This is a genomic window from Rhodococcus sp. NFXS4 (genome assembly GCF_058139645.1).
On the sequence record NZ_CP192221.1, the window covers coordinates 4,675,893 to 4,688,592 of the forward strand.

Below are 12,700 nucleotides of genomic sequence, written 5' to 3' on the forward strand. Positions count from 1 at the left end.
GCGACTGCTCGTCGCCGGTACGTTCTGTCAGTTCCTCATGCGAGGTAGACAGCGACACCCACCACTCCGATCCACACGATGGCGAGCATCTGGAGCACCCGGTCCCCGAGTGCGATCTCCTCGGGCTCGCCCGCTTCGCCACCGTCCACGTCCACTGCGTACCGCAGGATAGCGACAGTGAAGGGAACCATCGAGATGGCGAAGAGGGAACTGCCGTTCTTCGCGTCCTGGTCGAAGGCCCACAGTCCGTAGCAGATGACGACGGCCGTGGCGCTGAGCGTCCACACGAACCGCAGGTAGGTGGTGGTGTAGTTCTCCAGCGACTTGCGGATCTTGGCGCCGGTGCGTTCGGCGAGCTGCAGTTCGGCGTACCGCTTGCCGGCTGCCATGAACAGCGATCCGAAGGCCATGATCAGCAGGAACCACTGCGACAGCGGGATGTCGGCCGCCACGCCGCCCGCGATCGCGCGCAGCAGGAAGCCGGACGAGACGATGCAGATGTCGAGCACCGCCTGGTGCTTCAGGCCGAAGCAGTACGCGAGCTGGACCGCGATGTAGACGCCCATGACCACGGCGAGGTTCCAGTTGGCCAGGAACGAGAGCCCGATCGCGCCGCCGAGCAGCACCACCGCCATCGCGAAGGCCAGGTTGACCGGGAGGACACCCGCCGCGATGGGACGGAATCGCTTGGTGGGGTGCGCCCGGTCCGCCTCGACGTCCATCGCGTCGTTGACCAGATAGATGCCCGACGCGGCCATGCAGAAGACGAGGAACGCGAGCGCGACCGGCAGGAGCACCGAGCTCTCGGTGACCGAGCCGGCAGCCAGGGGCGCCGCCAGGACCAGCACGTTCTTGACCCACTGGCGCGGGCGCACCGCCTTGACGATGCCCGTGGCCAGGTTCTTCGGGGGCGCGCCGACGACGGCGGGTTCCTCGCTCATGCTGCTCCTGCTGTCGTGGCCGCTGCGTCTCCGCCGGTCAGGCCGAATCGGACCGCCGCGTTCTTCTCGGCTCGCACCGTCGCCGCCGCGGACAGCGCGCCGAGCGCGGAGCCCACGAGTACGTCGGAAGGGTAGTGAACACCGAGCACCAGGCGCGACACCAGCATCGCGGGCACCAGCACCGGTGCCACGGGCAGACCGCTCGCGCGGCCGATCAGCAGCGCCGCGGCCGTGGTGGACGTCGCGTGCGACGACGGGAAGCTGAACCGGCTGGGCGTGGAGACGCCGACGCGCACGGACGGATGGGTCGGGCGCCGACGCCGCGAGATGCGCTTGACGACGATCGACGCCGCGTGCGCACCGACGGCACCGACCGCGACCGACGCCCACTGCTCGCGCCGCGCCGAGTCGACCACGGCACCGATACCGCCGATGGCGATCCACCCGAGGGCGTGCTCACCGAAGTGCGACATCCCCCGAGCGACACGCACGGCGCCCGGCAGTGACCCGACGCTGCCCTGCACCGCGGTGAGGACCCGCAGGTCGGTTCGAACCAGGTTGTCAGTTCGGATAGGAGAAGACACGTTCCCAACGCTCCTTGCTGGTGAGTTCGGGCACGGCGCGACGGTACCGGTCGGACAGCTCGGGGAAGCGCGACGCCAACTCGCGGCGCAGCGAGAGCGCCTCTCCGAGCAGCGCGGAGGCGATCTTCGGATCCCGCTTGCGGTACACGACGCCGCGTCCGTCGGCGGTGGTGACGGTGACACCGTCGACCTGCGAGAGCAGGTACCAGCGCGCATCGAGCGTGGGCACGTTGAGCTGGGGACGGTCGTGGTGCTGCCGCTGCGCACCTCGGGCGTTGTGGATCAGGCCCTTCGCCAGCCGGGACACCTTGGCCACGGCGCCGACCGGCTCGGCGACGGCGGGAACGTCCGCGCCGCTGGCCGGCGGGAGCAACGTCGACGACGGGACGACCACGGCGTCGGGGTACTGCCTGCGTACCCGGTGCACCTCGGCGAGCGCCGTCGGCAGGATGTCCATGATGTGCTCGGGGCCGGCGAGGAAGTCGCGGATCGCCATGTTCTGGATCGCGACCGTGGAGTACTCGAGGCACAGCAGATGCTTCATCGTGGCCTTGACGGTGTTCACCACGAGGCCGCGGGCGGAACCCGGGGAGTGCAACGCCGCCACCACGAGGCGGTTGCGCAGGTGGAAGTACGCCTGCCAGTCGATGGCGTCGTCCTTGTCGCTCCACGCCATGTGCCAGATCGCGGCCCCCGGCAGAGTCACCGTGGGGAACCCGGCCTCGCGGGCTCGCAGTCCGTACTCGGCGTCGTCCCACTTGATGAACAGCGGCAGCGGCTGACCGATCGTCTCGGCGACCACCCGCGGGATGAGGCACATCCACCAGCCGTTGTAGTCGACGTCGATCCGGCGGTGCAGCAGTGTCGACTCGCGGAGCGGCTTCTCGGCGAAGTCGTGGTCGTACTCGACGTTCTGGGCGCCACCCCACATGAAGATGCCGGTGTCGATCTTCTCGCCCATCACGTGCAGGTGACTTCGTGCCTGCAGGTTGAGCATCTGGCCACCGACGAGTGTCGGCACCTTCGCGAAGCGGGCCATGGCGAGCGCCCGCAGGATCGAGTCGGGCTCGATCTCGATGTCGTCGTCCATGAAGAGGATGTGCTCGGCGTCGGTGTTCTCGAGCGCCTCGTACATGATCCGGCTGTATCCGCCGGATCCACCGAGGTTGGCCTGGTCGTGGATGCTGAGGAGATCGCCGAACGCGGCCGCGGCGTCGTCGAATCCGGGCTCGTCGCGCACCTTGCGGGTGCCCTGGTCGGGCACGATGACGGCGTCGACGACGGCCATGACCAGTGGATCGGACGCGATCGCCGTCAGCGCCTTCACGCAGTCCGTCGGCCGGTTGAACGTGGGGATGCCGATGGCCACGGACGCGCGTCCGGGCGCGTCGACGGGTGCGAACCACCCGGCGGACCGCACCTCGACGTCGGTGTCCGTGGTGACGTCGAACCAGATCCATCCGCCGTCCTCGAAGGGACCGAGCTCGACGACGAACTCGAGAGTCGTGACGTCGCCGTCGACCGTCGTCGCGTCGTCGGTGTCGCCGCCCTGGACGTGGATCCGGGACCCGTCCGCCTTCGAGCGGTAGACGTCGACGCGGCAGTGGCCGATCAGCTCGACCCGCAGGACGACGGAATCCAGCGTGCTCCACCGTCGCCAGTAGCTCGCCGGGAACGCGTTGAAGTACGTGCCGAAGGAGACCTCCGACTCGGATCCGATGGACACCGAGGTGCGAGAGAGCGAATGCGCGCGGCGCGGGTTGGTGCGGGCCTCGTCCGTGTACAGGGTGCGGACGTCGAGCGGCTCACCGGCGCGCGGGAGCAGAATGCGTTGGAGCAGCGACCGCCCCAGCAACTGGTCCTCGCTCACGCCGAATCACCCAGTGGAGCACCGGATTCGAGGTGGGGGCGCAACGTGTTCTCGAACGTGGTGAGCGCACTGGCGATGGCCATGTGCATGTCGAGGTACTGGTAGGTGCCCAGTCGGCCGCCGAACAGGACGGAGTTCTCGGCCGTCTCCTGCTTGGCGCGGGCCCGGTAGGCCGCCAGCTTCGCGCGGTCGTCGGGAGTGTTGATGGGGTAGTACGGCTCGTCTCCCGACTCCGCGAACCGGGAGTACTCGCGCATGATGACCGTCTTGTCCGCGGGGTAGTCGCGCTCGGGATGGAAGTGCCGGAACTCGTGGATGCGCGTGTAGGGCACGTCCGCATCGTTGTAGTTCATCACCGGGGTGCCCTGGAAGTCACCGGTGTCGAGCACCTCGGTCTCGAAGTCGAGTGTGCGCCAACCCAGTTCGCCCTCGGAGTAGTCGAAGTACCGGTCCAGCGGTCCCGTGTAGACGATCGGCGCGTCCGGGCTCTCGGCCCGGAGTTCGTCACGGACGTCGAACCAGTCCGTGTCCAGCCGGACCTCGATGAGGTCGCTCTTCGCCATGTTCTCGAGCCACGCGGTGTAGCCGTCGACGGGCAGACCCTCGTGGGTGTCGTTGAAGTAGCGGTTGTCGAAGGTGTAGCGGACCGGGAGCCGCGCGATGTTGCCCGCGGGCAGATCCTTGGGATCGGTCTGCCACTGCTTGGCGGTGTAGTCGCGGACGAACGCCTCGTACAGCGGGCGGCCGATCAGCGCGATGGCCTTCTCCTCGAGATTCGCGGCATCCTCGACCGAGATCTCGCTGGACTGCTCCTCGATGAGCGCGCGCGCCTCGGCGGGAGTGAAGCAGCGGCCGAAGAACTGGGACACCAGGCCCAGGCCCATCGGGAACTGGTACGCCTGGCCCTTGTGCAGGGCGAACACGCGGTGCTGGTAGCCCGTGAACTCGGTGAAGCGAGTGACGTACTCCCACACCTTCTCGTTCGACGTGTGGAAGAGGTGGGCGCCGTACTTGTGGATCTCGATGCCGGTACCGGGCTCGGGTTCGGAGTAGGCATTGCCTCCGATGTGGGAGCGCCGGTCGAGCACGAGCACTCGTTTTCCCAGTTCCGCGGCACTCCGCTCGGCGATCGTGAGGCCGTAGAAACCGGACCCCACGACGATCAGGTCGTACCGTCCTCGCGAAGTATCAGTCACGGGTGACCAGGGTATCCGACGCTGTGTAGTCGTCCCGCAACCCGCACGTCGACCCTCCCGACGGGCGAATCGTTCGAACACCTGGCCGAACCCTCTACTTGAGGTTGATGGTTGGTGTTTCTGTGGTTAGTGTGGCGCTTGTTGCGCATCATCTATCACATGAGTCACATCCGTCACATGTGACGGTGATCGCGGGGCAACGTCTACCAGGGGAGAAATCGTCTTGCACCGTCGACCGAAGCCGTCACTGATTCTGGGTGTCGTCGCCGCACTCGCGGTCACGAGTCCTGTCGTGGTCTACGCCGTCGGGGACAGCACCACCGGAGTGCGCGCGGCCAACGACACGACCACCGTCGTTCCCACGCAGATCGCCAAGCTGGCGCTCGCGAACGCACCCGACATCGTCATCCCCGTGAAGGAACTCACCGGGCTGGATCTGCCGGACATCGACCTGGGGTCGCTGCGCGATCTGTCGCTGCCCGACTCTTTCGAGATCCCGTCCATCCCCGGACTCACGGTTCCCGAGGTGCCCGCCGCGTCGCCCACCGATCCGGCTGCCCCCGCGCCGTCCGAGGTGGACGGCTCGCAGGACGGCGCCGTGGTCAAGGAGGTGTCCCAGGACACCCCCTTCAGCATGGTCGCGCTGACGGCCGACCAGCTCGGCTCTGCGGTGGCCCGTGTGCGTGCCCAGCTCGACGACGGTTCCTGGGGTCCGTGGAACGAGACGCAGTCCATCGACACCGGTCGCACCGATTCGGACGTGCCCGCCGTCGCCAACGGCACGGAGCCCATCTACGTGGGCCTGACCAAGCGCGTCCAGTTCCTGCTGAGCCCCACCGTCCCGGCCGGCGCCGTGCTGAACCCCGCCGACCCGGCCTTCCCGGTCGAGCCGCCGGCACCCGCTCCCGAGGCGGCACCGGCACCCGAGGCGGCTCCCGCTCCCGACGCGGCCGATCCCGTCGCGCCGGCACCCGAGCTCGGCTACGTCCCGGCGTCGTCGTCCCGCCCGCTACGGGCCCAGCCGATCGCGAACGCCCTCGCGGACGCGACCGCCGTGCTCATCACGCCCGGCACCTCGGCGGCCGACAGCACGCTGAGTGACATCGCGACCCCCGTCGACGGCTCCGGCCCCGCCGTGATCACCCGCGCCCAGTGGGGAGCGGACGAGTCGAAGCGCTGCGGTTCGCCCACGTACGACGACTCTCTCGGCGGCGCCACGGTGCACCACACCGCGGGCAGCAACAACTACAGCAAGGACGAGTCCGCGGGCATCGTCCGGGCGATCTACGCGTACCACGCGCAGACCCTCGGCTGGTGCGACATCGGTTACAACGTGCTGGTGGACAAATACGGCCAGGTGTTCGAGGGCCGCGCAGGTGGCCTCGATCGCAACGTCGAGGGCGCGCACGCGGGCGGCTTCAACGAGAACACCATGGGCATCGCGCTGATGGGCGACTACAGCTCGGAACAGCCGACGCAGGAGTCGCTCGACGCTGCCGGCAAGTTCCTCGGGTGGCGTCTCGGCAAGGCCGGCCTGGACCCGAAGGGGACCACCACGATGACGTCCGAGGGCACGCAGTACACGTTCGTCCAGCAGGGCCGCTCGATCGATCTCCCGGTGATCTTCGCGCACCGCGACGTCGGCAACACCGAGTGCCCGGGCGACGCCGCGTACGCACGTATGGACGACATCCGGTCCATCGCGGCAGCCAACCTGAACGGGACCGGCACCCCGACACCGGCGGAGCCCGGTACCGGGACCTCGACCGACGAGGGCCTGGTGGCGCCGCCCGTCGCCGCTCCCCCGAGTGTCGACGCGTCGTCACCGGCACCCGGCAACACGCTGACCGGGCTCGTGTCCGAACTCCTCGCGATGGGCGTCCAGAACCCGATCGTGCAGAAGTGGGTCGCCGAGGGCGGTGAGTCGGGTCGACTCGGCGCCGCCCTGACCGGACTGCTCCCCGCACCCGAGGGACAGACCCGTGCGGACTTCGCCAACGGATCGATCTACACGACGCCCACCGGCCAGGTGGTCTCGGTGCTCGGCCAGATCTTCAAGCAGTTCGTCGCCATGGGCTCGGAGTCCGGATCTCTCGGACTCCCGACGTCCGACGAGTACCGCATCCCGAACGGTTGGCAGTCCGACTTCGAGAACGGGTCGCTCTCGTTCGACGAGATCACGGGGATCGTGACGACGGTCGTGAAGACCTTCACCGACACGTACACCGCGGAGATGAACGCCGGCGCGCCGGTGGACGCTCCCGCACCGGCCCCCGAGGCTGCCCCGGCTCCCGAGGCAGCGCCCGTCGGCTGATCGTTCTCTCTAGCTCCACCACCGTTCGAGCACGCGGGCGACGCCGTCGTCCGCGTTGCTCGTGGTGACCTCGTCGGCCGCGGCGATCGCAGCAGGGTGCGCATTGCCCATCGCGACGCCGTGGCCGACCATCGTCAGCATCGGCACGTCGTTCGGCATGTCTCCGAAGGCGATCATCTCGGACGCGTCGATGCCGAGTGTGCGCGCGATCTCCAGCAGTCCCGACGCCTTCGACACTCCGGGCGGACTCAGTTCGATCAGCCCGTTGTCGGTCGAGAAGGTCACGTCGGCGAGGTGCTCCACATGGGACGTCAGCGCGGCCGCCATGTCCCCGCTCGTCATCGACGACTGCCGGATCAACAATTTCACGGCGGGGGCGGACAGCACCTCCTCCGAGGACGTCTCGGTGTTGTCGGGGTTGAGCCACGCGTGCTCGTAGCCGGGGGAGCTCACGAACTGCGGCGTCGCCGCGTCGTGCGCGCTGCGGCCGACCCGCTCCACCGCGAGGCCGCACCCGGCGATGAGGGACTCCGCAAGAGCGGCCAGCTCGGCCAGACTGGTCACGCTCAACGTCCGCGCCGACACGACCACGTCGTTCTCGCTGTCGTAGATCACGGCGCCGTTGGCGCACACGGCCATGGGCGCGTGACCCAGCTGCTCGACGATGGGCCCGATCCACCTCGGCGGTCGACCCGTCGACAGCACGAAGGTGTCCCCGGCCGCCACGACGGCGTGCACCGCGGCCTTCGTTCGAGCCGTCACGCGCTCGTGGTGGTCGATGAGCGTTCCGTCGACGTCCGATGCGACGAGCCGCGGCCGTCCGGTCTCGCCGGGAGTGACGGGTCGCTGTGTGGGCTGCATCGGTCAAGTTTGCCCGACGGGGTTCCGCGACGTCTCCAGCGACGCACGAATATGGCGTGGAGGACGCGATCGACCGGCCGTAGTCTGACGTCCTGTGTCCCATCTCGAACTGTCCGACGTCGACTACTTCCTGCCCGACGGCCGCCAATTGCTGGACGGCGTGTCCTTCCGGGTCGGTGACGGCGCCAAGACCGCACTGATCGGACCCAACGGGACCGGCAAGACCACCATCACCCGCATCGTCGCCGGTGACGTGTCGCCGGACGAGGGGAGCGTGACGCGCTCCGGAACGCTCGGGGTGATGCGGCAGTTCGTCGGCCAGGTGCGCGACGAGTCGACGGTGCGTGACCTCCTGCTGTCCGTGTGCGCCGAGCCCGTCCGTACGGCCGCCCGGCGACTGGACGACTCCGAGAACGCGATGATCGAGCACGACGACGAAGCGACCCAGATGGCCTACGCACAGGCGCTGTCCGACTGGGGCGACATCGGTGGGTACGACCTCGAGCCGTTCTGGGACGAGGTCACCATGTCTGCGATGGGCACCTCGTTCGAACGCGCGAAATGGCGGGCCGCGTCCACGCTCAGTGGCGGCGAGCAGAAGAGGCTCGTGCTCGAGGCACTGTTCGCGGGCAACGATCAGCTGCTGCTGCTCGACGAGCCCGACAACTACCTCGACGTGCCGGGCAAGCGGTGGCTCGAGCGCACCATCGCCGCGTCGGACAAGTCGGTACTGTTCATCAGCCACGACCGAGAGTTGTTGTCCACGGCCGCAACTCGCATCGTGACACTGGAGCCAGGGATCAACGGCGCCTCGGCGTGGGTGCACGGCGGCGGCTTCTCCACCTACACCGAGGCACGCGAGAGGCGGAACGCGCGACTCGACGAGTTGAAGGCGCGGTGGGACGAGGAGCGGGTGAAACTGCAGGCGCTCGTACTGCGGCTGCGCGAGAAGGCGAAGTTCAACGACGGTGTGGCCTCGCGCTATCAGGCGGCCCGGACGAGGCTCGCGAAGTTCGAGGAGGCGGGCCCACCCGAGGCGGTGCCGCTCCGCCAGAACGTCGCTGTGCGGCTCACGGGAGGACGGACCGCGAAGCGTGCACTCGTGTGCACGTCACTCGAGTTGACCGGACTCATGCAGCCCTTCGACACGGAGATCTGGTACGGCGACCGCGTGGCCGTACTGGGCTCCAACGGGTCCGGCAAATCGCACTTCCTGCGGCTGCTCGCTGCCGGCGGAACCGATCCCGACCTCGAGCACCTTCCCGTCGGCGAACTCGACCTGGCACCCGTACCGCACACGGGCACAGCCACTCTCGGTGCGCGGGTCCGCCCGGGACTGTTCGCTCAGACCCACACCCGTCCCGACCTCGAGGGCAACACATTGCTGGACATACTGCACCGCGGGACCTCGCACCGTGACGGGATGGGACGGGAGGCCGCGTCCCGCGCACTGGACCGCTACGGGCTCTCCCGCCAGGCGGAGCAGAGGTACGACGACCTCTCCGGTGGTCAGCAGGCACGGTTGCAGATCCTGCTGTTGGAGCTGTCCGGCGCCACGATGCTTCTCCTCGACGAACCCACCGACAACCTCGACCTCGAGTCGGCCGACTCCCTGCAGGACGCGATCGTCGCGTTCGACGGAACCGTGGTCACGGTGACGCACGACCGATGGTTCGCTCGGAGTTTCGACCGGTTCCTCGTCTTCGGGGCGGACGGTCGGGTGTACGAGTCGGGTGAACCGGTGTGGGACGAGGGCCGCGTGGCACGCGCTCGATGACACCCCGCCGGACGTGACGATTCGGACACGGTGAGGCGCGTGCAACGCCGTGCGTGCGAGTCGCGCCGTTAGTGTCGGGACACATCTCGGCACGCGAAAGGGTGACTCGGCGTGGACATCATGGAACCGGTACACGGAACGGCCTACCTGCTGTCGGTCGCGGCCATCGCCGTGGCCGTCCTGCTCTTCCTCATCATGAAGGTGAAGCTCCACGCCTTCCTGTCGCTCGTTCTGGTGAGCATGGTGACGGCGGTCGCCGCAGGCATCCCGCTCGCGGACGTACCCGACACGCTCCTCTCGGGCTTCGGAGGGACACTCGGCAACGTCGCGTTGCTCGTCGCGCTGGGCGTGATGCTCGGTCGGCTCCTCGAGAAGACCGGTGGGGCCCAGGTTCTCGCGGACACCCTCATCGCACGCTTCGGTGAGAAGCGCGCTCCCTTCGCGCTCGGCGTCGCCGCCTTGATCTTCGGGTTCCCGATCTTCTTCGACGCCGGTCTCGTCATCTTCCTGCCGATCATCTTCTCGGTGGCGCGGCGCTTCGGCGGATCCGTCCTGCTCTACGCGCTGCCGACAGCCGGCGCCTTCGCGGCCATGCATGCGATCGTGCCGCCGCACCCGGGACCCGTGGCAGCGGCGGACCTCATGGGCGGAGACATCGGCGTCACTCTCGTCGTCGGGCTCCCGGTCGCGATCATCGCGTGGTTCCTCGGTTCCTACCTGGTCGGCACACGCCTGGGTCGCCGGTTCGTCACCAGCCCGGCAGCGCTGTTCACGGATGCCGCCGATGACCCCGACGCTCCTGCCGTCGCGCCACCGCGCTTCCTGGCCGTCCTCGGACTGCTCCTGTTCCCGCTGATACTCATCTGCCTGAACACCGGTGTCTCGACGCTGCAGACCGCCGGAATCGTCTCGGAGGACGCCGGATGGGCGGACGCACTCATTCTCCTGGGGCAGACACCCGTCGCTCTGCTGCTGACGGTGCTCCTGTCACTCGTGGTCCTGGCACCCGGACGGTTCTCCGTCTCGAAGGCCACGTCGCTCATGGACGACGCCCTGGGCCCGGTGTGCGCGATCATCCTCATCACGGGCGCCGGCGGAATGTTCGGCGGAGTTCTTCGCGCCAGCGGCATCGGTGCGTCTCTGACGGAGTCGCTGTCGGATCTCGGGTTCTCGTTGATCGTGCAGGCGTTCCTCATCGCGGCGGCTCTCCGTGTCGCGCAGGGCAGCGCGACGGTCGCGCTGACGACCACTGCCGGCCTGGTCTCGGCTCAGGTGGTCGAGCTCGGGTTGGGTAACTTCGACATCGCACTGCTCGTGTTCGCGATCGCTGCGGGAGCCACCGTGCTCTCGCACGTGAACGACTCGGGTTTCTGGCTCGTCAGCCGATTCTTCGGCATGGACGAGAAGACGACTCTGAAGACTTGGACGGTCATGGAAACGACATTGGGACTCGCGGTCTTCGCGCTCGCCTCACTGCTCTGGGTGGTGTTCTGACGTGACGGACCACGCCGACGGCATTCCGAGACACATCGTCGTGATGGGTGTGTCGGGGACCGGGAAGACCACCGTCGGCAGCGCACTGGCGACGACACTGGGAAGCACCTTCATCGAGGGCGACACTTTTCATCCCGAGGCCAACATCGACAAGATGTCTGCAGGCCACCCGCTGAACGACGACGACCGTCGACCGTGGCTCGCCGCGGTGGCAGGTGAGATCGGACGAGTGGCAGGCGAGGGTGGAACGTCGGTGACGGCCTGTTCCGCCCTGACGCGGCGGTACCGGGACTGGCTGCGCGGGGGCTACCCGGATCTGTTCTTCGTCCATCTGCAAGCGGACTACGACACGCTTCTCGACCGCATGTCGCGCAGGAAGCACTTCATGCCCCCGTCTCTGCTGCAGTCGCAGTTCGACACCCTGGAGGACCTCCAGGCGGACGAGCACGGCGCGGGAGTGCCGGATGTCGACGGCGTCGAGAAGGTGGTCGCAGCTGCCGTGACGGCAGTGGGCGTCTCCCGGTAGCACCATGCCGGCCGGCGGGGGCACGGCGAAAGACCTTCTGGCGGTGCATGACCCGGGAATGCAGAAAGCCCCCCGACCGGTGGTCGGGGGGCTTTCTGGGAAGGGTTGTTCGGCGGTGTCCTACTCTCCCACACCCTGTCGGGTGCAGTACCATCGGCGCTGGAGGGCTTAGCTTCCGGGTTCGGAATGGGTCCGGGCGTTTCCCCTCCGCTATGGCCACCGAAACTCTGTGAAACAACAGAGCACGAGGCACACACGTCTCCTTGTCACCGGTGCTGCTGGTGACGGTTCGGTGGTGCGGGTTTCAGTTATCTGCTGAACAACTCGTGTGTTGTCTCAGATACTGCACAGTGGACGCGTAGCTTCTTTGTGGTAAGTCCTCGGCCTATTAGTACCAGTCACCTGCACCCATTGCTGGGCTTCCAGTTCTGGCCTATCAACCCGGTGGTCTGCCGGGGGCCTTACCCCCTCGAGGGGGTGAGAAACCTCATCTTGGAACAGGCTTCCCGCTTAGATGCTTTCAGCGGTTATCCCTTCCGAACGTAGCTAACCAGCGGTGCTCCTGGTGGAACAACTGGCACACCAGAGGTTCGTCCGTCCCGGTCCTCTCGTACTAGGGACAGCCTTCCTCAAGTTTCTGACGCGCGCGGCGGATAGAGACCGAACTGTCTCACGACGTTCTAAACCCAGCTCGCGTGCCGCTTTAATGGGCGAACAGCCCAACCCTTGGGACCTACTCCAGCCCCAGGATGCGACGAGCCGACATCGAGGTGCCAAACCATCCCGTCGATATGGACTCTTGGGGAAGATCAGCCTGTTATCCCCGGGGTACCTTTTATCCGTTGAGCGACACCGCTTCCACTTGCCGGTGCCGGATCACTAGTCCCGACTTTCGTCCCTGCTCGACTTGTCAGTCTCACAGTCAAGCTCCCTTGTGCACTTGCACTCGACACCTGATTGCCAACCAGGCTGAGGGAACCTTTGGGCGCCTCCGTTACATTTTGGGAGGCAACCGCCCCAGTTAAACTACCCACCAGGCACTGTCCCTGAACCAGATCATGGTCCGAGGTTGAGGTATCCAATACGATCAGAGTGGTATTTCAACAACGACTCCACACACACTGGCGTGCATGCTTC

At 67.3% G+C, this 12,700-nt stretch carries 9 protein-coding genes, 1 rRNA gene and 1 other annotated feature; of the genes, 4 read left to right on the forward strand and 6 right to left on the reverse strand.

What is annotated here, in order from left to right; all coding sequences use genetic code 11:
• Positions 1-35: 35 nt before the first annotated feature.
• The 4 genes from J4E04_RS22105 to glf are packed head-to-tail and all read right to left on the reverse strand — an operon-like array spanning position 36 to position 4,591.
• A complete protein-coding gene (locus tag J4E04_RS22105) occupies positions 36-941 on the reverse strand; it encodes a decaprenyl-phosphate phosphoribosyltransferase (protein WP_027507272.1) in 906 nt (301 codons plus the stop codon).
• Positions 938-1,483: a phosphatase PAP2 family protein gene (locus J4E04_RS22110; protein WP_056444193.1), complete on the reverse strand. Its 546-nt coding sequence runs from the start codon at positions 1,481-1,483 to the stop codon at positions 938-940. Before J4E04_RS22110 ends, J4E04_RS22105 begins: the two co-directional genes overlap by 4 nt.
• Positions 1,484-1,502: 19 nt before the next feature.
• The gene (locus J4E04_RS22115; RefSeq protein WP_027507271.1) at positions 1,503-3,395 is read right to left on the reverse strand and encodes a glycosyltransferase; all 1,893 of its coding nucleotides are present in this window, start codon (positions 3,393-3,395) and stop codon (positions 1,503-1,505) included.
• Positions 3,392-4,591 carry a UDP-galactopyranose mutase gene (glf, locus tag J4E04_RS22120; protein ID WP_490149636.1) on the reverse strand — a complete coding sequence of 400 codons (1,200 nt, stop codon included), beginning with the start codon at positions 4,589-4,591 and terminating at the stop codon, positions 3,392-3,394. Before glf ends, J4E04_RS22115 begins: the two co-directional genes overlap by 4 nt.
• A 223-nt stretch (positions 4,592-4,814) precedes the next feature.
• Here glf and J4E04_RS22125 point away from each other — a divergent pair, with 223 nt between their 5' ends.
• Positions 4,815-6,905, forward strand: a complete 2,091-nt coding sequence (locus tag J4E04_RS22125; RefSeq protein ID WP_222647499.1) for an N-acetylmuramoyl-L-alanine amidase — start codon at positions 4,815-4,817, stop codon at positions 6,903-6,905.
• Between the two features lie 9 nt (positions 6,906-6,914).
• Here J4E04_RS22125 and J4E04_RS22130 read toward each other — a convergent pair whose 3' ends face one another.
• Complete coding sequence (locus J4E04_RS22130; RefSeq protein WP_490149637.1) at positions 6,915-7,766, reverse strand: HAD family hydrolase; 852 nt, start codon at positions 7,764-7,766, stop codon at positions 6,915-6,917.
• A gap of 94 nt (positions 7,767-7,860) precedes the next feature.
• Here J4E04_RS22130 and J4E04_RS22135 point away from each other — a divergent pair, with 94 nt between their 5' ends.
• The 3 genes from J4E04_RS22135 (at position 7,861) to J4E04_RS22145 (ending at position 11,563) form a co-directional block, all read left to right on the forward strand.
• Positions 7,861-9,543 (forward strand): ABC-F family ATP-binding cassette domain-containing protein, encoded by a 1,683-nt coding sequence (locus J4E04_RS22135; RefSeq protein ID WP_490149638.1) that lies wholly within the window; start codon positions 7,861-7,863, stop codon positions 9,541-9,543.
• Between the two features lie 111 nt (positions 9,544-9,654).
• The gene (locus tag J4E04_RS22140) at positions 9,655-11,037 is read left to right on the forward strand and encodes a GntP family permease (RefSeq protein WP_490149639.1); all 1,383 of its coding nucleotides are present in this window, start codon (positions 9,655-9,657) and stop codon (positions 11,035-11,037) included.
• Position 11,038: 1 nt separating this feature from the next.
• A complete protein-coding gene (locus J4E04_RS22145) occupies positions 11,039-11,563 on the forward strand; it encodes a gluconokinase (RefSeq protein ID WP_490149640.1) in 525 nt (174 codons plus the stop codon).
• Between the two features lie 107 nt (positions 11,564-11,670).
• Here J4E04_RS22145 and rrf read toward each other — a convergent pair.
• Positions 11,671-11,787: ribosomal RNA gene (rrf, locus tag J4E04_RS22150) — 5S ribosomal RNA — on the reverse strand.
• 144 nt (positions 11,788-11,931) lie between these two features.
• Positions 11,932-12,700, reverse strand: a sequence feature (23S ribosomal RNA rRNA prediction is too short).

Coding starts and splice junctions, on each gene's coding strand:
- J4E04_RS22130 (WP_490149637.1), bottom strand. CDS start 7,766: ATGCAGCCCACACAGCGACCCGTCACTCCCGGCGAGACCGGACGGCCG.
- J4E04_RS22105 (WP_027507272.1), bottom strand. CDS start 941: ATGAGCGAGGAACCCGCCGTCGTCGGCGCGCCCCCGAAGAACCTGGCC.